Source organism: Pantoea sp. NSTU24 (assembly GCF_050157905.1).
In the GTDB taxonomy this organism is placed as follows: domain Bacteria; phylum Pseudomonadota; class Gammaproteobacteria; order Enterobacterales; family Enterobacteriaceae; genus Pantoea.
The window spans coordinates 1,164,960-1,185,687 of record NZ_JBKIWZ010000001.1; the positions used below are offsets into that span (position 1 = coordinate 1,164,960).

Annotated in this window: 19 protein-coding genes; 7 read left to right on the forward strand and 12 right to left on the reverse strand. The window is 57.5% G+C overall.

Annotated elements, in window-relative coordinates; translation table 11 throughout:
- Nucleotides 1-4 precede the first annotated feature (4 nt).
- Entirely contained in the window at nucleotides 5-1,279 is a 1,275-nt protein-coding gene (gene tyrS, locus ACLHDD_RS05770; RefSeq protein WP_427103309.1) for a tyrosine--tRNA ligase, read from the forward strand.
- Nucleotides 1,280-1,334: 55 nt separating this feature from the next.
- Nucleotides 1,335-2,195 (forward strand): pyridoxal kinase PdxY, encoded by an 861-nt coding sequence (pdxY, locus tag ACLHDD_RS05775; protein WP_427103310.1) that lies wholly within the window; start codon nucleotides 1,335-1,337, stop codon nucleotides 2,193-2,195.
- 32 nt (nucleotides 2,196-2,227) lie between these two features.
- On the opposite strand, the gene gstA is transcribed toward pdxY, so the two are convergent.
- On the reverse strand, nucleotides 2,228-2,833 hold the full coding sequence (gstA, locus tag ACLHDD_RS05780) for a glutathione transferase GstA (protein WP_427103311.1): 606 nt from the start codon (nucleotides 2,831-2,833) through the stop codon (nucleotides 2,228-2,230).
- A gap of 158 nt (nucleotides 2,834-2,991) precedes the next feature.
- Nucleotides 2,992-4,473: a dipeptide/tripeptide permease DtpA gene (gene dtpA / locus ACLHDD_RS05785; RefSeq protein ID WP_427103312.1), complete on the reverse strand. Its 1,482-nt coding sequence runs from the start codon at nucleotides 4,471-4,473 to the stop codon at nucleotides 2,992-2,994.
- A 666-nt stretch (nucleotides 4,474-5,139) separates the two neighbouring features.
- Here dtpA and ACLHDD_RS05790 point away from each other — a divergent pair.
- Nucleotides 5,140-5,832, forward strand: coding sequence for a CTP synthase C-terminal region-related (seleno)protein (locus ACLHDD_RS05790; protein WP_427103313.1), 693 nt, complete (start codon nucleotides 5,140-5,142; stop codon nucleotides 5,830-5,832).
- Between the two features lie 85 nt (nucleotides 5,833-5,917).
- On the opposite strand, the gene ACLHDD_RS05795 is transcribed toward ACLHDD_RS05790, so the two are convergent.
- The 10 genes from ACLHDD_RS05795 to ydgT all read right to left on the reverse strand — a co-directional run bounded on the left by ACLHDD_RS05795 (nucleotide 5,918) and on the right by ydgT (nucleotide 14,695).
- Nucleotides 5,918-6,634, reverse strand: a complete 717-nt coding sequence (locus ACLHDD_RS05795) for an HPP family protein (protein WP_427103314.1) — start codon at nucleotides 6,632-6,634, stop codon at nucleotides 5,918-5,920.
- A gap of 187 nt (nucleotides 6,635-6,821) precedes the next feature.
- The gene (gene nth / locus ACLHDD_RS05800) at nucleotides 6,822-7,454 is read right to left on the reverse strand and encodes an endonuclease III (RefSeq protein ID WP_427103315.1); all 633 of its coding nucleotides are present in this window, start codon (nucleotides 7,452-7,454) and stop codon (nucleotides 6,822-6,824) included.
- Complete coding sequence (locus ACLHDD_RS05805) at nucleotides 7,451-8,155, reverse strand: electron transport complex subunit E (RefSeq protein ID WP_427103316.1); 705 nt, start codon at nucleotides 8,153-8,155, stop codon at nucleotides 7,451-7,453. Before ACLHDD_RS05805 ends, nth begins: the two co-directional genes overlap by 4 nt.
- Entirely contained in the window at nucleotides 8,148-8,780 is a 633-nt protein-coding gene (gene rsxG, locus ACLHDD_RS05810; RefSeq protein ID WP_427103317.1) for an electron transport complex subunit RsxG, read from the reverse strand. Before rsxG ends, ACLHDD_RS05805 begins: the two co-directional genes overlap by 8 nt.
- A gap of 3 nt (nucleotides 8,781-8,783) precedes the next feature.
- Entirely contained in the window at nucleotides 8,784-9,842 is a 1,059-nt protein-coding gene (gene rsxD / locus ACLHDD_RS05815) for an electron transport complex subunit RsxD (protein WP_427103318.1), read from the reverse strand.
- Nucleotides 9,843-12,650, reverse strand: a complete 2,808-nt coding sequence (gene rsxC, locus ACLHDD_RS05820) for an electron transport complex subunit RsxC (protein WP_427103319.1) — start codon at nucleotides 12,648-12,650, stop codon at nucleotides 9,843-9,845.
- The gene (rsxB, locus tag ACLHDD_RS05825) at nucleotides 12,643-13,221 is read right to left on the reverse strand and encodes an electron transport complex subunit RsxB (protein ID WP_427103320.1); all 579 of its coding nucleotides are present in this window, start codon (nucleotides 13,219-13,221) and stop codon (nucleotides 12,643-12,645) included. The genes rsxC and rsxB overlap by 8 nt, the downstream gene beginning before the upstream one ends.
- Nucleotides 13,221-13,802 (reverse strand): electron transport complex subunit RsxA, encoded by a 582-nt coding sequence (rsxA, locus tag ACLHDD_RS05830; RefSeq protein ID WP_427103321.1) that lies wholly within the window; start codon nucleotides 13,800-13,802, stop codon nucleotides 13,221-13,223. The genes rsxB and rsxA overlap by 1 nt, the downstream gene beginning before the upstream one ends.
- Nucleotides 13,803-13,925: 123 nt before the next feature.
- Nucleotides 13,926-14,369 (reverse strand): DUF2569 domain-containing protein, encoded by a 444-nt coding sequence (locus ACLHDD_RS05835; protein ID WP_427103322.1) that lies wholly within the window; start codon nucleotides 14,367-14,369, stop codon nucleotides 13,926-13,928.
- A gap of 110 nt (nucleotides 14,370-14,479) precedes the next feature.
- Nucleotides 14,480-14,695, reverse strand: a complete 216-nt coding sequence (ydgT, locus tag ACLHDD_RS05840; protein ID WP_427105177.1) for a transcription modulator YdgT — start codon at nucleotides 14,693-14,695, stop codon at nucleotides 14,480-14,482.
- Between the two features lie 685 nt (nucleotides 14,696-15,380).
- On the opposite strand from ydgT, the gene ytfQ reads away from it, so the two are divergent.
- From ytfQ to yjfF, 4 genes are all read left to right on the forward strand, one after another.
- Nucleotides 15,381-16,337, forward strand: coding sequence for a galactofuranose ABC transporter, galactofuranose-binding protein YtfQ (gene ytfQ, locus ACLHDD_RS05845; protein ID WP_427103323.1), 957 nt, complete (start codon nucleotides 15,381-15,383; stop codon nucleotides 16,335-16,337).
- Nucleotides 16,338-16,414: 77 nt separating this feature from the next.
- The gene (locus tag ACLHDD_RS05850; protein WP_427103324.1) at nucleotides 16,415-17,935 is read left to right on the forward strand and encodes a sugar ABC transporter ATP-binding protein; all 1,521 of its coding nucleotides are present in this window, start codon (nucleotides 16,415-16,417) and stop codon (nucleotides 17,933-17,935) included.
- Complete coding sequence (gene ytfT / locus ACLHDD_RS05855; RefSeq protein ID WP_427103325.1) at nucleotides 17,928-18,944, forward strand: galactofuranose ABC transporter, ATP-binding protein YtfT; 1,017 nt, start codon at nucleotides 17,928-17,930, stop codon at nucleotides 18,942-18,944. The genes ACLHDD_RS05850 and ytfT overlap by 8 nt, the downstream gene beginning before the upstream one ends.
- Nucleotides 18,941-19,927, forward strand: coding sequence for a galactofuranose ABC transporter, permease protein YjfF (gene yjfF, locus ACLHDD_RS05860; RefSeq protein ID WP_427103326.1), 987 nt, complete (start codon nucleotides 18,941-18,943; stop codon nucleotides 19,925-19,927). The genes ytfT and yjfF overlap by 4 nt, the downstream gene beginning before the upstream one ends.
- Nucleotides 19,928-20,728 lie beyond the last annotated feature (801 nt).

Genomic DNA, 20,728 nt, shown 5'->3' on the forward strand with positions numbered 1-20,728 from the left:
AGTAATGACCAGCAGTAACCTGATACAACAATTGCAGGAGAGGGGCCTTATCGCCCAGGTGACGGACGAAGACGCGTTAACAGAGAAACTGGCGCAGGGGCCAATTTCGCTCTATTGCGGCTTTGACCCCACTGCTGACAGCTTGCATTTGGGCCATCTGGTACCGCTGCTCTGCCTGAAGCGTTTTCAGGATGCCGGACATAAGCCGGTGGCACTGGTCGGGGGCGCAACCGGCCTGATCGGCGACCCGAGCTTCAAAGCCGCAGAGCGTAAACTTAATACCAGCGAAACCGTCGGTGAATGGGTTGAAAAGATCCGCCAGCAGGTGGCCCCGTTCCTCGACTTCGATTGTGGCAGTAACAGCGCCATCGCTGCCAACAACTACGACTGGTTTGGCAGCATGAACGTGCTGACCTTCCTGCGTGACATCGGCAAGCACTTCTCCGTTAATCAGATGATTAACAAAGAAGCGGTGAAGCAGCGTCTGAACCGTGACGACCAGGGCATCTCCTTTACCGAGTTCTCCTACAATCTGCTGCAGGGTTATGACTTTGCCTGCCTGAACGAGCGCCACGGCGTCTCCCTGCAGATCGGCGGTTCTGACCAGTGGGGCAACATTACCTCCGGTATCGATCTGACCCGTCGTCTGCATCAGAACCAGGTCTTCGGCCTGACCGTTCCGCTGATCACCAAGTCTGACGGCACCAAATTTGGTAAAACCGAAGGTGGCGCAGTCTGGCTGGATGCGAAGAAAACCAGTCCGTACAAGTTTTATCAGTTCTGGATCAACACCGCCGATGCGGATGTCTATCGCTTCCTGAAATTCTTCACCTTTATGAGCATTGACGAGATCAATGCGCTGGAAGAAGAGGATAAAAACAGTGGCGCCGCGCCACGGGCACAATATGTGCTGGCAGAGCAGGTGACGCGCCTGGTGCATGGTGAAGCGGGCCTGTCGGCGGCAAAACGTATTACGGCCAGCCTCTTCTCCGGCTCCGTCAGCGACATGACCGAAGCGGACTTCGAGCAGCTGGCGCAGGATGGCATGCCAACCATCGCGCTGAGCGCAGAAGACGACCTGCAGCAGGCGCTGGTGAAAGCTGAGCTTGTGCCATCCCGCGGTCAGGCGCGTACGATGATCGGCTCAAATGCCGTCTCTCTGAACGGCGAGAAGCAATCCGATGCGGAGTACCGCTTCAGCGACAGCGACAAACTGTTTAATCGCTATACGCTGCTGCGTCGCGGCAAGAAACACTACTGTCTGATTAACTGGCAGTAAGCGTTCAGGGCCGGTTTCCGGCCCTTTTTTATGGCAAGGCAGACAGGGCAAACAAGTGAAAAATATTTTAGCGATTCAGTCGCATGTTGTTTTTGGTCATGCCGGTAACGCGGCGGCTGAGTTTCCGATGCGTCGTCTGGGCGCCAACGTCTGGCCGCTGAATACCGTGCAGTTTTCCAACCATACGCAATATGGCCACTGGACCGGTACGGTGATGCCGGCAACGCATTTAACCGACATCGTAAAAGGTATTGCTGACATCGACCGCCTGAAGACCTGTGACGCGGTGCTGAGCGGCTATCTGGGATCGGCAGAGCAGGGCGAACAGATTCTGCAGATTGTTCGTCAGGTAAAAGCGGCAAATCCCAACGCCTGGTACTTTTGCGATCCGGTCATGGGCCACCCTGAAAAAGGCTGCATTGTGGCACCGGGCGTGGCGGAGTTTCACTGCAAAATGGCGATGCCCGCCAGCGACATCATCGCGCCGAACCTGCTTGAGCTGGAGATGCTGAGCGAACGCACCGTGAAGGATGTTGACGCGGCAGTCGACGCTGCGCGGGCACTGATTGCCCAGGGGCCACGCGTCGTGCTGGTGAAACATCTTGCGCGCGCCGGTCGCCGCAGCGATCGCTTTGAGATGCTGCTGGTCACGGCGGAGGACGCCTGGCACATCAGCCGTCCGCTGGTCGATTTCGGCGTACGTCAGCCGGTTGGCGTCGGTGATCTGACCAGCGGCCTGCTGCTGGTGAATCTGCTGCACGGCAAATCACTGCAGGATGCGCTGGAACACGTTACGGCGGCGGTTTATGAGGTGATGCTGAAAACCCATCAGATGGGCGAATATGAGCTGCAGCTGGTCGCGGCGCAGGAGGCTATCGCCACGCCTGTGCAGCACTTCGCGGCAGAAAAACTGTAATGCAACAGGGCCGGTTAACCGGCCCTGTTCTCTCAGACTAACCCTTCCGCCTCTAGCGCCGCCTGCACCGCAGGCCGTTCCGCAACGCGTTCAAACCAGGTTTCCAGCGCCGTCAGGCCGGACAAATCCAGTCCCAGCGCTTTTGCCCAGCGCGTCACCACAAACAGATAAGCATCTGCCACGCTGAAATGCAGCCCCATCAGCCACTGTCTGTCACGCAATGACTCATCCACATAGCGAAACTTCGCTTCCAGCTGGCTGCGGATTTGCGCTTTCACCTCGTCGGGGTAGCCGGGACGGAACAGCGGGCCGAAGCTTTTGTGCAACTCACTGCCAATGTAGCTGAGCCACTCCACAGTGTGATAGCGGGTCAGGCTGCCGACCGGGGCCAGCAGATGGCGGTCGGGTTTGAGATCCGCCAGATACTGCACAATCGCTACGCCTTCGGTCAGCACGCTGCCGTCGCTGAACTGCAGCGCAGGCACCTGGCCTTTGGGATTGATTTGGCGAAAGTCATCGCCCTGTTCGGTGAGTCTGGTGGCCAGGTCGACATTAACCTGCGTAAAGTCGAGCCCGCATTCGCGCATAACAATGTGGGGAGAGAGAGAGCAGGCTCCTGCTTTGCAAAACAGTTTCATGACCATGTACTCCTTGTTGCAATGGGATCACAGCATAGTAAAGAGTCGGGATTGAATTACCAGTGATAAGGATCAGGGATCTGCGCGATGAGGTGATTGGCCACAAAAAAGCCGGGCAGAGCCCGGCTGAGTCGTTATGTGATGATCAGGTCTGTGCGCTATTTTTTCGCGTCACTGTCCAGGGTCATCCGGTTCAGCAGCGGAGCCGTGATCAGCATCAGCAGGGCGATGACCGCCGTGACGATACCGATCTGCTGGAACACCCGGCTGTAGGTCGCGAGGGAGATCAGCGGATCGGTGACGTTTTCCGGCACCGCCATCAGGTTAGCCACTTTACCGGCAATCACTGCCGCGCCAGCGGTGGTCAGGAACCAGGAGCCCATAATAAAGCCCATCAGACGCTGAGGCACCAGCTGCGCCACCATCGCCAGGCCAAGACCCGAGATCATCAGCTCACCGATACTCTGCAGCGCATAGCTCAGGATCAGCCAGTTAACGGAAACGATACCGGCGTCGCTGGCAAATTTTGCCCCTACCGGCAGCACCAGGAAGGCACCGGAGCAGAGTACCATACCGAGGGCAAACTTGTGCGGCATCGGCAGCTTATCGCCCAGCTTGTTGTAGAGCGCCGCCAGTAGCGGACTGGCCAGCATGATCCAGAACGGGTTCAGCGCCTGGAACTGCTCGGGCGCAAACGTAATGCCGAGAATGCTGTGCTCAACGTTGCGGATAGCAAAGAAGTTGAGTGAGGTTGGCATCTGCATATAGAGCACGAAGAACAGGATCGCTTCGACCATCAGCAGAAAGGCCACGATCATCTTACGGCGTGCCGCGCCCTGCAGTGCAAAGGCTTCTTTAGCGAAGACCAGCACGATGCCCAGCGCAATCACCGCCAGCACCACACGGGCGATAGTCTGATGATGCAGCATCCAGTTGGCCAGGGCGATCAGCACGACCACGCCAACCAGCGTCATCAGCAGTTTTCCAACCTGCAGCGGCGCGAAGTCCGGCTTAGAGCCATAATCCTTCACCATGCGTTTGCAGAACAGGAAGTTGAACAGAGTGATGACCAGGCCGATGACGCAGAGCGAGAAGGCCACGCTGTAACCATATTTTGCCGCCAGCCACGGTGTCAGCATCATTGAGAAGAGCGAACCGATGTTGATCGACATATAGAACATGGTGAAAGCACCGTCGATACGCGGGTCATCTTTTTCATAGCAGGTTGAAAGCAGCGACGAGGGGTTCGCCTTAAACAGGCCGCTACCCACGGCGATCGTCGCCATACCGGTGTAGACGATGCTGACGTTATGGCCGGAGAAGGCCACCTGCGCATACCCCAGCGCCAGAACCAGCACGCCCAGCACGATCACGCGCTTGGTGCCCAGTACCTTATCGCCCAGCCAGCCGCCGATGGCGACCAGTCCATAAACCAGCGCACTGAATGAAGAGAACAGGGTGATAGAGTCTGATTCAGACAACCCCAGCTGCTTCACCAGATAAACCGCCATGATGGCCTGCAGGCCATAGAAGCCAAAACGCTCCCATAACTCAATCGAGAAGATTAAGTAAAACGCCTTTGGCTGTTTAAACGCATTGAGACTGACAGCCTCATCAGTGTGTTTGTTTGCAGTTGACACATGTACCTCAGTTTTTCATACCCTGTTTCGGGACAGCAATTAAGTCTGCGTCGTGTGAGTTTTCCACGCGCAAGATTGTTATTAGAAGGGAAAAGGGGGGACTAATTTGGCTGATTACGGGCGGCAGGGCAAGAATTTTCTGACAACCAGCCTGAGCTGATAATGTAGCGTTAAAAACCGCAGAACAAGCTGTTGATTAGATTTTAATTTTGATGGTAAGGGCTGGATCAGCAGAAAACGACTGAATCACAGCAGGGTGCTGGAAGAAATTGATATTAACTGCTAACAGAGGAATCTGTGGATGAATCGTTTACCAGGGCGCCTGTCGTCAGCACAGATGAGCAGTCACAGCGATTTTTTCCAGCGATCTGAACAAAGAGTGACCATTATGCGCTCCGGATCGCTGAAAAAATACACGATGCGCGATCGGTCCCGCAATTCAGGGATTTAATTCAATAAGCAAAAAAAGAAAACGATTGCTTCACGCCGTCAGAGAAGTGAAATCCATCACTGACGCGCAGGATAGCGTGAATTCGCCTGTCATAAACGGCGCGCAGAGACTGAATCCGCCGCTTGGCTCGCCGCATTGTCTCCTTCACAAAGGCAATAAATGACAAAAAATTAACGTTCGTGTAACCTTCTGTTTTCCCAGAAAAGGATCTGCCCATGTCATTTCTGCGTCTCTTTCTGGTGGGAGACTACCGCGCCAGCGCGGTCGCTCACCAGGCCATTCCCCTTGCCATCGAGCGTGCTGCCCGCAGCCTGAGCATCACTGCTGAAACCACCTGGGTCGCCACCGAACGACTCGATGAAACCGACCTGACAGCGGGCGATGCGCTCTGGGTGGTGCCGGGCAGTCCCTATCACAACGACAGCGGCGTCTATGACGCTATCCGCTGGGCGCGTGAAAGCGGCCAGCCTTTCCTGGGCTCCTGTGGCGGATTTCAGTACGCGGTAATCGAATATGCCCGCAACGTCCTGGGCTGGCAGGATGCCGGTCATGCCGAAACCGACACCGGCGGACGCAGCGTCATCGCCCCGTTAAGTTGTTCGCTGGTGGAGCAGCGCGGTACGGTAAGATTCGAACCGGGGTCGCGTATCGCCACCGCCTACGGCGCGCTTGAGAGCGATGAGGGCTATCACTGCAACTTTGGCGTTAACCCGGCCTTCAGCGCGGCGCTGGGCGAGAAGACACTACGGATAACGGCCTGGGATGAGGCGGGTGACGTCCGCGGCGTGGAGTTGCCAGGGCATCCCTTTTTTGTGGCAACGCTGTTCCAGTCGGAACGGGCGGCGCTGCAGCAAAAACGCTCACCGCTGGTGATGGCCTGGATGCAGGCCGCGCTGGCGCAGCGCTGAGGGCAGGTCGGTATAGCCTCTTTGGTGACACTGTCACAAACGAGTGAGGTGTCCGGGCACGCCTGACAGGCTGTCATCCGGTTCTTCAGCTGAACTGACGGCGCTGGGCAATCTCTTCCGCACGCAGCAGCAGCGCCTGCAAATCATCCTCATCAATATCCAGTAGCTCACCCCCCTGCAGTGCCTGCTGCAGGTCGTCACGCGTCAGCGGAACCGGCATCGCGACTGGCCCGGGCTTCACCTCTTCGGGTGCCAGCGGATGCGGATAGCGCCGCCCCGCCAGATTGTTAAACAGCAGTGCGAGCAGCGCCAGAATCAGGGAATTAAGCAGAACGGGCGTCAGCACGAAGTGATAGCCCAGTTGCTGCACCGCCGGGCCGCCCAGAATGGCGGTCAGCGCGACCGCGCCGCCGGGCGGATGCAGACAGCGCAGCTGAAACATCAAAAGTATGGCGACGCAGGCCGCAACGCCGCAGGCGATGGCCGAATCGGGAATGAGCTGACAAACCACAACGCCCGTCAGCGCAGAGAGGCTGTTACCGCCGACGATGGCCCACGGCTGCGCCAGCGGACTGGCCGGTACGCCAAACAGTAGCACGGCCGATGCGCCGACCGGCGCGACAAACCACAGGTTCAGTTCGCCCAGCATCCAGTGGCTCAGCAGGCTGGTCAGCATCAGTCCGGTGCCGGCACCCAGTCCGGCGATGACGATATGCTTTTTGCTTACCGCCAGCGGATGCGGCCAGAGTCGCGCCAGAAACAGGCGCAGCGCGTGCTTCCCGGCAGAGGGACGTTTATTCATGACATTGCTTACCGTGGCATAACATTTCTTATAATCGGGGGCGGCGATTTTCCATTATCACCCTCTGCGTAACAACCCGACAAACCGTGTTGCCTTTCAGGCTGGCATGGCACAGAAGTGAACCGGCAGGGGAAAAAGGCGGGGCAGCAAAGCAAAATCCGCCGAAGCGGGTCGGGGATTAAAACCGTTACTCCGTTTTGTCGGGAAACTCGCAGAGATCTTCGATCAGGCAAGAGCCGCAGCGGGGTTTGCGCGCCACGCAGGTATAGCGACCGTGCAGGATCAGCCAGTGATGGCAGTCAACCTTATAGGCCGCAGGCACCACCTTCAGCAGCTTCTGCTCCACTTCTTCGACGTTCCTGCCCGGTGCAAACTTCGTGCGGTTGCTGACGCGGAAGATATGGGTATCGACAGCGATAGTCGGCCAGCCAAAGGCAGTATTGAGCACCACGTTGGCGGTTTTGCGGCCCACGCCAGGCAGGGCCTCAAGCGCGGCGCGATCTTCCGGCACCTCACCGTTATGCTGCTCAAGCAGAATGCGGCAGGTCTTAATGACATTTTCCGCTTTGCTGTTAAACAGGCCGATGGTTTTAATGTAGGACTTAACGCCTTCCACGCCCAGCGCCAGCATCGCGGCGGGGGTATTCGCCACCGGATAGAGCTTCGCGGTGGCCTTGTTGACGCTGACATCGGTTGCCTGCGCCGAGAGTAGTACCGCGATCAGCAACTCAAAGGGTGAGCTGAAAGCGAGTTCGGTGGTCGGATGCGGATTGTTCTGCTGCAGCCGGCGCAGAATCTCAGTACGTTTGGTCTGATTCACACGGCTTTCCCAACGCCATTTTGTGGCGCAGCGGTTTCAGCTGCCTGCGCCCGCAGGGCAGCCCGCTGTTTCATCTTTTGATCGATCAGGTATTTACCTGCCAGCATCATGCCAAGACCGATAAAGGCACCCGGCGGCAGCATGGCCAGCAGCATAGGTGAGTCGAAATGCACTACTTCAATGCGCAGCGATTTCGCCCACGGGCCAAGCAGCTGATCGGCCCCGTTAAACAGCGTGCCGCTGCCGATAATTTCACGCAGGGAACCCAGAACCACCATGGCGCAGGTTGCTCCCATGCCGATGGCGAAGCCATCCAGCGCCGCAAGCGGAATCGAGCTTTTTGAGGCGACGGCTTCCGCACGGCCTACCACAATACAGTTGGTGACAATCAGCGGGATAAAGATCCCCAGCGACTGATAAAGCCCGTAAGCATAGGCGTTGATCAGCATCTGTACGCAGCTCACCACCGAGGCGATGATCATGACATAAATCGGGATACGGATTTCAGACGGCACCCAGCGCCGGGAAGCGGAGATAAAACTATTGGTCAGCGTCAGCACCAGCGTGGTCGCGAGGCCTAACCCCAGCGCATTGGTGGCGGTGGCGGTGACCGCCAGCAGCGGGCAGAGGCCCAGTAGCTGAACCAGCGCGGAGTTATTTTTCCACAATCCGCCGACCAGCAGACTTTTTGCTTCACTCATTTGCGTCTCCACATGCGGGTAACGAAGAGAGTCTCTCCGGAAGGGTTTTCATCAACAGCGCGGTGCGTTTCGTCGCATTGACCACCGCGCGTGGGGTAATAGTAGCACCGGTGAACTGGTCAAATTCGCCACCATCTTTTTTAACGGCAAAAGCCTTGTCTGCCGGGCCATGAACCACTTTACCATTGAAACTGTTAATCCAGTCGGAGATGCGCAGCTCGATTTTGTCACCCAGGCCCGGTGTTTCATGGTGTTCGATTACCCGCACGCCGAGCACTTTACCCTGGAAATCGGCGCCGACCAGCATCTGTATGGCACCAGAATAACCGTCGGGCGCAGTCGTCTCCAGCGCCGCCGCAACCGGCTGGCCGCCTTTGCGTGCCACAAAGAGAGAGTGTGGCGCATCGTTACCCAGCGCATTGTCTGTGACAACGTAACAATCCTGCTGGATGTTGTTGTCATACATGTCGGCAGGCACCACCTGATCCAGCAGGTTTTTCTGCTGCAGCAGGGTCTGATGCTCCACGGTCGGTTTGGTCACCGTGTTGACCACGGCAGTGGCGGCTGTGGTAATCGCCGCGAAAACCGCCAGCGTCACCCCGTTCTTACGAATCGTCTCCAGCATCGCTTAATCCTTCTGATGGCCGTAAACGCGCGGCTGGGTATAGTAGTCAATCAGCGGCACGCAGATGTTTGCCAGCAGCACGGCAAAGGCGACGCCATCGGGATAGCCGCCGAAGCTGCGGATCAGCCAGACCAGCAGACCAATCAGCGCGCCATAGAGCAGACGTCCGCGGTTGGTGGTCGACGCGGTGACCGGATCGGTGGCGATGAAGAACGCTCCCAGCATGGTTGCACCCGAGAAAAGGTGAATCAGCGGGCTATTGAGCGAGCCAGGAGAGAAGATCCAGCCCAGCATGGCACAGCAGGCCAGCGACAGCAGCATGGCCGCAGGGATATGCCAGCGAATCGCCTTTTTCCACAGCAGGAACAGGCCACCAGCCAGATAGCCCACATTGACCCACTGCCAGCCCAGACCCGCCAGCACGCCGCTGTAGATCGGCTGCGCCAGCAGCTGTCCGGCTGTGTGTCCGGCGCGCAGGCCGGTTTTAAAGGTATCGAGCGGTGTAGCCTGGCTGACACCATCGACGCCCAGCTGCAGTTGCTGCATGGTGTCGCCCGCCAGTGTATGGCCGTGGAAGACCATGCTCAGCGTATCCATCAGCGTAGGCCGGATGGCCTGCAGCGTGTCAGGCGGGAGCCAGCTGGTCATCTGCACCGGGAAGGAGATCAACAGCACCACATAGCCAACCATCGCCGGATTGAACGGGTTCTGGCCCAGACCGCCATAGAGCTGTTTCGCAATCACCACCGCAAACAAGGTGCCGACGACGACCAGCCACCAGGGGGCCAGCGGCGGCAGGCTGATACCGATCAGGACGGCCGTCAGCAGGGCAGAATTGTCCGCCAGGGTTGAGGCAATGGGAGCTTTGCGCAGTCGCAGAATGGCCGCCTCGGTCAGCCAGGCAGTCAGCGTCGCCAGGATAACCTGAATAAAGGTGCCGTAACCAAAGAAGTAACACTGTGCAGCGAAACCTGGCACCGCAGCCAGCACCACCAGCAGCATAATATTGCCGGTGCTGCGGCGGTTGTGGGTATAGGGAGAACTTGCGATACGAAAAGCCATTTAATCCTCAAGCGTCGTAGACGACTGCGCTTTACGCGCTTTGGCACGAGCGATGGCAGCAGCAATTGCAGCTTTACGCGCATCGTCGGGTTGATTCAGTTCAGGTGCCTGTTCCGGTTCAGCGTTCGCGTTGTTGGCCTGCTCCTGAGCCTGTTCTGCGTTTTCCACTGCAAAATGCGCGGCGGTCGCCAGGGCAGCGGCATCGCGTGAGGCGGCATCTGCTTCACGTTCCGCCTGTGCGGCCTTTTTCGCTTTGGCACGGGCGATGGCCGCCTGGATAGCAGCCTTACGCGGATCGGTTTCGGCGTCCGGTGCGGCTGCACTGTCGGGATGCGGCGCGATTCCGGCAGCGCTGTCGGCAGCTGGTGCCGCCTCTGCGCTTTCCGCCTGCGCGGCTTTCTTCGCTTTAGCACGGGCAATGGCGGCCTCGACAGCAGCCTTACGCGGATCGGTTTCGGCGTCCGGTGCGGCTGCACTGTCGGCAGCTGGTGCCGCCTCTGCGCCTTCTGCCTGTGCGGCTTTCTTCGCCTTAGCGCGGGCGATGGCCGCCTGGATAGCAGCCTTACGCGGATCGGTTTCGGCGTCCAGTGCGGCTGCACTGTCGGCAGCTGGTGCCGCCTCTGCGCCTTCTGCCTGTGCGGCTTTCTTCGCCTTAGCGCGGGCGATAGCGGCCTCGACGGCAGCCTTACGCGGATCGGCTGGGGCCTCCGTCGCGGCTGCGTTATCGGTGCCTGCTGCCGCCTCTGCGCCTTCTGCCTGTGCGGCCTTCTTCGCTTTAGCGCGGGCGATAGCAGCTTCGACAGCAGCTTTACGCGGATCGGCTGGGGCCTCCGTCGCGGCTGCGTTATCGGTGCCTGGTGCAGCCTCTGCGCCTTCTGCCTGTGCGGCCTTCTTCGCTTTAGCGCGGGCAATGGCAGCTTCGACAGCAGCTTTACGCGGATCGGCTGGGGCCTCCGTCGCGGCTGCGTTATCGGTGTCTGATGCCGCCTCTGCGCCTTCCGCCTGCGCGGCCTTCTTCGCCTTAGCGCGGGCGATAGCGGCTTCGACGGCAGCTTTACGCGGATCGGTTGCGGCCTCCGATACGGCTGCGGCCTCTGACGCAACGTCTGCAGGCTTCTCCACCGTTTTCTTCGCTTTGGCGCGGGCAATCGCAGCTTCAACCGCAGCTTTACGCGGATCGACCGACTGACGGGTCACTGGCTGGGTTTCAGCCTGCGCCTCTGCCTGACGCAGGCGCGCCTGGGCATGACGAGCCTCGCGCTGTGCTTCCAGCGTGGCTTCATCCGGCTCGGTCGTCTGACGGGCTTTCACCCGCGCTTTCGCAGCGGCCAGTTCACCGCTGTCGGAACGGGCAACCCGCTGTTTCGCCTCTTCATGACGCGCTTCACGCGCCTGCTTTTCGCGTTCCAGTCGTGCCTGACGAGCTTCAAAGCGGGCTTTTGCTTCCAGCGTACGTTTCGCTTCCAGATCGATAGCGCGCAGTTCGGCCTTTTCCTGACGGTAATATTGCACCAGCGGAATATTACTCGGGCAGACATAGGCGCATGCCCCACATTCGATGCAGTCATCAATATGGTGGGCGCGGGCTTTATCGTGATCGCCGCCCTGGCTGTACCAGTAGAGCTGCTGCGGCAGCAGTTTGGCCGGGCAGGCGTCGGCGCAGGCCGAACAGCGGATGCAGGACTGCTCTTCCTCGTTATTTCCCATCTCAGAGGCAGAGGGCGCAAGAATACAGTTGGTGATTTTCACCACCGGCACATCCAGCGATGGCAGGGTAAAGCCCATCAGCGGCCCGCCCATGATGACCATCTGTCGTGAAGCAGGGGTAAAGCCGACATGATGCAGCAGATGACTGATGGGCGTGCCCAGTCGACTCCAGACGTTTCGCGGCTGGGCGATGGCCTCGCCAGTCAGCGTCACCACACGTTCAGTAATCGGTTCGCCGTTGATGATGGCCCGCTTAACAGCCCAGGCCGTACCGACGTTCTGCATCAGCACGCCGATATCGGTCGAACGCCCGCCGTGCGGCACTTCTTTGCCGGTCAGGATACGGGTCAGCTGTTTCGCACCGCCTGAGGGATATTTTGTCGGAATAACGCGAATCTGCAGGTCTCGCTCACTGCCCAGCGCCTGCTTCAGTGCGGCAATCGCTTCAGGTTTATTATCCTCGATGCCAATCAACACCCGCTCGGCCTGCAGAACCCACGCGAGAATACGGCTGCCTTCCAGCACTTCAGCGGCATGATCCTGCATCAGGCGATCGTCGGCGGTGATATAAGGTTCGCACTCTGCCGCGTTGATAATCAGGGTATTGACGCCCCGCAGCCCGCCTTTCAGTTTGGTGGCAGTCGGAAAGCCCGCACCGCCGAGACCCGCCACACCCGCATCGTGAATACGCTGCACGATATCGGCGCGGGAATGCTGGCGGTAGTCAGGTAGCGGATTGCGCGGGATCCAGCGATCCTCGCCATCGGGCGTCAGGAAAATGCAGAGTTCTGACAGCCCCGACGGATGAGCGGTCATGTGCTGACCAATCGCATCAATAACGCCTGACGTGGGCGCATGGACGGGCAGCATACGGCCCGTGCCAAAGGTCAGCGGCTGACCGCGCAGCACCCGGTCGCCGGGCACCACACAGATCTCGCCTTCGTGTCCGATATGCTGTTTAAGTGGAATAATAAAACGGTGCGGCAAAGGCAGTTCGCTGAGCGGCGTGCCGTTTGACTGAGTTTTCATTTCAGGCGGATGAATGCCGCCCTCGAAATCCCAGACCTTCTCTTTTTTCAGGAAGTTAAACAGATTAAGCATGAGTTTCTACCGGAATGACCCGTACAGGAATGGTATTCAAATCCCACTTCCAGTTGGCTGGCGTGGTGGCAACGGGTCGCATTTCAATACAGTCAGTCGGGCAGGGCGCGACGCAGAGATCGCAGCCGGTACAGACATCGCTCAGCACGGTATGCATGGCGCGGGTTGCCCCGACAATCGCATCCACCGGGCAGGCCTGAATACATTTCGTGCAGCCGATACAGTTAGCTTCGTCAATAAAAGCGACGGTGCGTACCGGCTCTTTCGCCGCGTCATCGCCGTCAATCGGCTGTGGATCCACGTTGAGCAGCGCAGCCAGCTTAAGCATGGTCTGTTCGCCGCCGGGCGCGCATTTATTGATCGCCTCACCGTTATTACCCACTGCATCCGCATAGGGACGGCAGCCTGGGTAGCCACACTGGCCACACTGGCTCTGCGGCAGAAGGGCATCAATCTGCTCAACGATAGGATCTTCTTCCACCTCAAAGCGGCGCGAGGCGTAACCCAGCAGGGCACCGAACACCAGGCTCAGCGCACTTAATACAGCAACAGCAATCCAGATCGCGGTCATCAGAATTTCACCAGCCCGCTGAAGCCCATAAACGCCAGTGCCATCAGGCCTGCGGTAATCAGGGCGATTGAGTTGCCTTTGAACGGTGCAGGGATATTGGCCAGCACCAGACGCTCGCGCATACCGGCGAACAGCACCATCACCAGCGAGAAGCCAATCGAAGCACTGAAACCGTAAAGGGCCGCCTGCAGGAAGGTGTGATTCAGATTGACGCTCAGCAAAGGCACGCCCAGCACTGCACAGTTGGTGGTAATCAGCGGCAGAAAAATCCCCAGCAGACGATAGAGCGACGGGCTGGTTTTACGCACAACCATTTCGGTGAACTGCACGACGACGGCGATCACCAGGATATAGGCCATGGTGCGCAGATAAACCAGGTCCAGCGGCAGCAGGATCAGATGGTTGACCAGCCAGGCACAGATCGAGGCCAGCGTAATCACAAATGTTGTGGCAAGGCCCATGCCAATCGCCGTTTCCAGTTTTTTGGAAACGCCCATAAAGGGACACAGGCCGAGAAACTTCACGAGCACGAAGTTATTCACCAGCACGGTGCCAACAAAGAGAAGCAGATAATCGGTCATTTTTTCGCCTGGGAGCCGGAAAGCGGCTTATTATCGTGGATAGCGCGGCGTATCTCAACACCCGCACCCTCTGCCGGGCGGCAGACCGCACTCAGAATTAAATTCCTGGCATAACTTACGACGTCAGGGCGCAATGAAGGTCGTTTTCACCCGTACAGAACGTTTGAAATAGGGCGCAAAGACCGCCGCGGCGAGCAACGACAGCAGCAATGTCTGGAGGGCGCGGCCATCAGCTACCGGCGTAAAGGCAAAGGTTTTCAGTGCCAGCAGGACGGTAATCAGCAGCCAGAGCAGATAATGGCGTGGCAGACGACGGGAGCGTTTAAAGAACAGCCAGCTGATCCAGAGGCTGTACGCCCAGACGGCAACGGCGGTCAGCAAAGAAATGGCCCAGTAAGAGAGCAGCGTACTGCCATGGGAAAACAGCGCCACACGCCATTCCGGATTAAACAGGGGGGTCAGATACATCGCCAGCACCAGAACAGTGGTTAACAGGGTCATTATCAGCCAGGCCAGCGGTAGCAGAAGCCAGCCACCAATACGCGGCGCAGCAACCTGTTCATTCATCGTCGTTATTCCTATCCGGGAGAGGTGAAGCGCAGCAGAATAACATGTCCAGAAGGGCGCGCCCATCCGGACAGAGTCAGAGGCAAAAACAGCGAAAAATCAGTCAGACATCACACCACGTAGCGCCATACCGTTTTCGGAACGCAGCCCAGATCGTATAACCGACCGCCCGAGGCAAGTTCAGCGCGTCGATGATCGGCAGCCCGGTACATATTAATGATGTCCAAATCATTGGTCAGAGAGTAATTGAGGTGATCAAAAAGTTTTTCCAGACTGTCTGAGTTATTTACTTTGCGGAATTTAAGCAGGTAATCGTGCGCAGTCATCATTGCCATTACAGAGAGAAGTAACAAAGGTGTGCTCAGTATAGGGGGCAGGCTTTAGCTGTCCAGATGGCAAACGTGAAAAAAGGCAAAAATCAGACAAAAACACATTATCGGTCATTAACCTCTCCTATCTGCCGGTTTATCTGGCTGAAAGCTTTTATTTCTGCGCCTGAACCTGGGAGTGACCTTTAAAATCCACCATTTTAGTCAGATAACCGACGTGATTAACTGTGATATAAAATACTCTTTTTATTTGCTTCACACTCTTCTGCAAATTAGTGCCCTATTTTTCACCTTTTGAATCAGGCATAAGCGGGCAGGTGTCCCTTGTTACCAGAGAAACGTTTCGCGACAGAAGCGGGCCAGACGGGGAGTGTGCGGCCAGTCACAAAACCCGGTTTTTGTTAATGGCAGGCGTAATAACCCATTTTGTACGCCTGCCTGTAATCGCTTCCAGCAACAGGAATCATAAGCGCCTCTGTTTATTACAATTATTTAACGGCTACATTTACGTTTTTCAGCCATTTTATCCATAGCAGCACCCTCAGCGAAGCCGTCATCCTGCACGTAACTCCTTTAAATTGCTCTGATTTGTGAAGTGTGTCGCCATTATGCACCCTTTTTTAGTCCAGTCTAAGCAAGCTCTCTACCCTAAACAGCAATCGCCTTTCAGAGGATAAAAACTATGTGGAAACGTTTACTTCTGACCACGCTGGTCAGTGCTGCGTTAACCGGCCCGGTGCTCGCTGCAGATATGACGGTGGGCTTCTCGCAGGTCGGTTCTGAATCTGGCTGGCGTTCGGCGGAAACCAATGTCGCGAAAAGTGAAGCTAAAAAACGGGGCATTACCCTGAAAATCGCCGATGGTCAGCAGAAACAGGAGAATCAGATCAAGGCTGTCCGCTCATTCATTGCGCAGGGCGTGGATGCCATTTTCATCGCCCCGGTGGTGCAGACTGGCTGGGAACCGGTACTGGAAGAAGCAAAAGATGCCAAAATTCCGGTCTATCTGCTGGACCGTGCCATTGTGGTAAAAGACAAATCGCTTTACCAGTCGGTGGTGACGGCGGACAACGTGCTCGAAGGCAAGCTGATCGGCGACTGGCTGGTGAAAACAGTGGGCGATAAGCAGTGTAACGTAGTTGAACTGCAGGGCACCGTGGGTGCCAGCGTGGCGATCGATCGTAAGAAAGGCTTTGCGGAAGCCATCAGCAACCATCCAAATATCAAAGTGATCCGTTCGCAGTCGGGCGACTTTACCCGCAGCAAAGGTAAAGAGGTAATGGAGAGCTTTATCAAGGCGGAGAACAACGGCAAAAACATCTGTATGGTCTACGCGCACAACGATGATATGGCGATCGGGGCCATTCAGGCGATTAAAGAAGCGGGGCTGAAACCAGGCAAAGATATTCTGACCGGCTCGATTGATGGTGTTCCGGATATCTACAAAGCCATGCTGGCAGGAGAGGCTAACGCCAACGTGGAGCTGACCCCAAACATGGCGGGTCCGGCCTTTGATGCGCTGGAGAAATTTAAGAAAGATGGCACGCTGCCGCCAAAAGTGATCAAGACCGAATCGAAGCTGTTCCTGCCTGCCGACGCGGAGAAGGAGCTGGAAACCAAAAAAGGCATGGGTTACTGATTCATCTGTCAGCCTCAGAACGGCCGCAGACCGCCCTACGGGGCGGTTTTTTCCTGACGTAAGGCGGAGTGCGCAGAATGACTACGCAAAGTGAAACACCGCTGTTATCCATCCAGGGCATCAGCAAAAGTTTTCCCGGCGTTAAGGCCCTCAGTAATGTCTCCTTTGATATTCGCAAAGGGGAGATCATGGCGCTGCTGGGTGAAAACGGTGCCGGCAAATCGACCCTGATCAAAGTGCTGACCGGCGTTTACAGCCGCGATGCCGGCACCATTACCCTGAACGGTCAACCGATCATGCCGCACAATACGGCGCAGGCGCAGGATATGGGCATCGGCACTGTCTATCAGGAAGTGAATATGCTGCCGAACATGTCGGTGGCGGATAACCTTTACATTGGCCGTGAGCCGCGTCGCTTTGGTCTGATTGACCGTCGCCGGATGGTGCGTGATGCCGACGCCCTGATGCGGAATTATGGCTTCTCCCTCGATGTCACCCGTCCGTTGGGCCATTATTCGGTGGCGATGCAGCAGATTATTGCTATCTGCCGTGCAGTTGATCTGTCGGCGCAAGTGTTAATCCTCGATGAGCCGACTGCCAGCCTCGATGCCAGCGAAGTCGAAATGCTGTTTACCCTGATGACGCAGTTGAAATCCCGCGGGATGAGCCTGATTTTTGTGACCCACTTTCTTGACCAGGTGTACCGGATTACCGACCGGATTACCGTGCTGCGTAACGGGCAATATATCGCCACCCGCGACACCGCCACGCTGCCGCAGATTGAGCTTATCAAGCTGATGCTGGGGCGTGAACTGCTGGAGACGGCGCTGCAGCGGCAGGGCAGCACGCTGCGCAGTAATCAGCCGGTGGTGTCATTTGAAGATTACGGACGGAAAGGCACCATCGAGCCCTTTAACCTGGCCGTGCGTCCCGGCGAAGTGGTGGGGCTCGCGGGACTGCTGGGATCGGGTCGTACCGAAACTGCTGAGGTGCTGTTTGGTATCCGCCGTGCCGATCGCGGAACGGCGAAGATCAAGGGCAAAGTGCAGCGCATCACCAACCCGGCGAAAGCCTCTCAGCTGGGAATGGGGTTTTGTCCGGAAGATCGCAAGACGGACGGGATTATTGGCGCGGCGTCGGTGCGGGAAAATATCATTCTCGCGCTGCAGGCGCAGCGAGGCTGGTTGAGGCCGATTAAACGACGCGAGCAGCAGGCGATTGCCGACCGTTTTATCAAAAGTCTGGGTATTCGTACGCCGCACGCTGAGCAGCCGGTGGAGCTGTTATCAGGCGGCAATCAGCAGAAGGTGCTGCTGTCGCGCTGGCTGGTCACGAAGCCACAGTTTCTGATCCTCGACGAACCGACGCGCGGCATTGATGTAGGCGCGCACGCTGAGATTATTCGTCTGATTGAATCCCTGTGCGCCGATGGTCTGGCGCTGCTGGTCATCTCCTCTGAACTCGAAGAGCTGGTGGGTTATGCCGATCGGGTATTGATTATGCGCGATTTGAAGCAGGTGGCAGAGATTCCGCTGGAGCAGCTTTCCGTGGCGTCGATCGTCAATGCTATCGCGGACGGAGGGGTACAACATGCTTGAGTCGCCTATGTCATCTGAAAAAACGCCTCGTCGTAAGCTGAAATTCCCATCCGGGATGCCACAGATTGCCGCGCTGCTGTTGGTGCTGTTGATAGACAGCCTGGTCGCCAGTAACTTTTTCGCCGTGCATTTGCAGGATGGGCGTCTGTTCGGCAGTCCGATCGATATTCTTAACCGTGCGGCACCGGTGGCGCTGCTGGCGATCGGGATGACGCTGGTGATCGCCACGGGCGGTATCGATCTCTCTGTCGGCGCGGTGATGGCCATCGCGGGTGCGACTGCCGCCACGCTGACGGTGGCCGGCCACGGCGTGCCCTTTATTATCCTAGCGACGCTGGGTACCGGCTTACTCTGTGGGTTGTGGAATGGGGTGCTGGTGGCGCTATTGCGGATCCAGCCGTTCGTGGCCACGCTGATTCTGATGGTGGCCGGACGCGGTATCGCGCAGCTGATTACCCAGGGGCAGATTGTGACCTTCGATAGCGACAGTCTTGGCTGGTTTGGTAACGGCTCGCTGTGGATGTTGCCTGTGCCGGTCTGGATCACCCTGGTGGTGGCGCTGGCGGTCTGGTTGCTGACCCGCAGGACCGCGCTGGGCCTGTTTATTGAAGCAGTGGGCATTAATCTGCGTGCCGCCCGCAACGCGGGTGTGACCGGCTGGCTGGTGGTGATGTCCACCTATGCGATCAGCGGCGTCTGTGCCGCCGTTGCCGGACTGATCGTAGCGGCAGATATTCGTGGCGCGGATGCCAATAATGCCGGTTTGTGGCTGGAGCTGGATGCGATTCTGGCCGTAGTCATTGGTGGTGCGTCGCTGATGGGCGGTCGCTTCAATCTGGTACTGTCGCTGATTGGCGCGCTGATTATCCAGTCGATGAATACCGGGATTCTGCTCTCCGGCTTCCCGCCTGAGCTGAATCAGGTGGTGAAAGCGGTGGTGGTGATGTGCGTGCTGTTACTGCAGTCACCGCGGTTTATTGCGATGCTGAAACGGAGACGTCCGACATGATTAAACGTCATCTTCCGCTGATGATTACGCTGCTGGTGTTTGTGGCGGGTTATCTGTTCTGTCTGAGCCAGTTTCCGGGCTTCGCCTCTACCCGGGTCATCTGCAACATTCTGACCGATAACGCTTTCCTGGGCATTATCGCTGTGGGTATGACCTTTGTGATTTTATCCGGCGGGATCGATTTGTCAGTTGGCGCGGTAATCGCGTTTACCGGCGTGTTTCTGGCGCGGGCGATTGGCGATTTCCATCTCGATCCGCTGCTGGCGTTTGCGCTGATTCTGTCGCTGGGGGCGCTGTTCGGGGCGATGATGGGCTGGCTGATTGATGCGCTGAAGATCCCGGCCTTTATTATTACCCTGGCAGGGATGTTTTTCCTGCGCGGCTGCAGCTATCTGGTATCGGAGAACTCGATTCCCATCGATCATCCGTTTTATACCCTGCTTTCGAGTCTGGCGTGGAAAGTGCCGGGCGGCGGGCGCCTCAGCCTGCTGGCGGTGATTATGCTGGTGGTGGTGGTCGGTGGAATTATGCTGGCGCACCGTACGCGTTTTGGTAACCGGGTTTATGCCATCGGCGGCAACCTGACATCGGCGCAGCTGATGGGCGTATCAACCCGCGCTACCACCATCAAAATCTATATGCTTTCTACCACGCTGGCGACGCTGGCCGGGATCGTGTTTTCGATCTATACCTCAGCGGGTTATGCGCTGGCCGGACTGGGTGTGGAGCTGGATGCGATTGCCTCGGTGGTGATTGGGGGAACGCTGCTGTCGGGTGGCGTCGGCACGGTGCTGGGAACACTGTTTGGCGTGCTGATTCAGGGACTGATTCAGACCTGGATCAATTTCGACGGCACGCTGAGTTCGTGGTGGACCAAGATCGCTATCGGGATTCTGCTGTTTGCGTTTATTGCCCTGCAGCGGTTACTGACGGTGATCTGGGATCGTCAGCAGAACGCCCCGGTTAAGCGACTCACTTCCTGATTATTCAGTTTGAGATTAAAAGGCGGCTCTCAGGAGCCGCCTTTTTGTTGCGCCAGATAAAGCACCCTCACCGTAACCATTTCACCCATGATTTGCCGCTGTTCCATTGCGTGCCATCCGGCACGCGGGTAGCAGGTCTTTTGTTCGGGCATAAATCTGTCTGCGTGGTGTCAGAAAACAACGCATCGCGGGGGCTGAGGCGCAAGGGCAGGAAAGGCATGCACGTTCGCAAAGGGTTCCCGCATCCCTGCGGATCGGCCACGCCATCCCTGGCGCGGACGCTTTGCTCTTCAGGCATACTTTTCCTTCCCGGTCGGGCTTGGGTGCTGCTTTAAGGCTGAAGTGGAGTTTCCTTACGCAGGAGAGTCGGCTGTTCGGAATGTACGGGCAGAAGTCTGTATGTAGGGTGTTAGAAAGCGAACCCTCGCGGGTGGCTGGGGGGCCGGTCAGGAAAGGTATGCCCGATCGCAAAGGATTCCCGCTTCCCTGCGGATCGGCCACGCCATCCCTGGCGCGGACGCTTTGCTCTTCAGGCATACCATTCCTGCCCGGTCGGGCTTGGGTGCTGCTTTAAGGCTGAGGTGGAGTTTCCTTACGCAGGGGAATCGGCTGTTCGGAGTGTACGGGCAGAAGTCTGTATGTAGGGTGTTAGAAAGCGAACCCTCGCGGGTGGCTGGGGTGCAGGTCAGGAAAGGTATGCCCGATCGCAAAGGATTCCCGCATCCCTGCGGATCGGCCACGCCATCCCTGGCGCGGACGCTTTGCTCTTCAGGCATACAATTCCTGCGCGGTCGGGCTTGG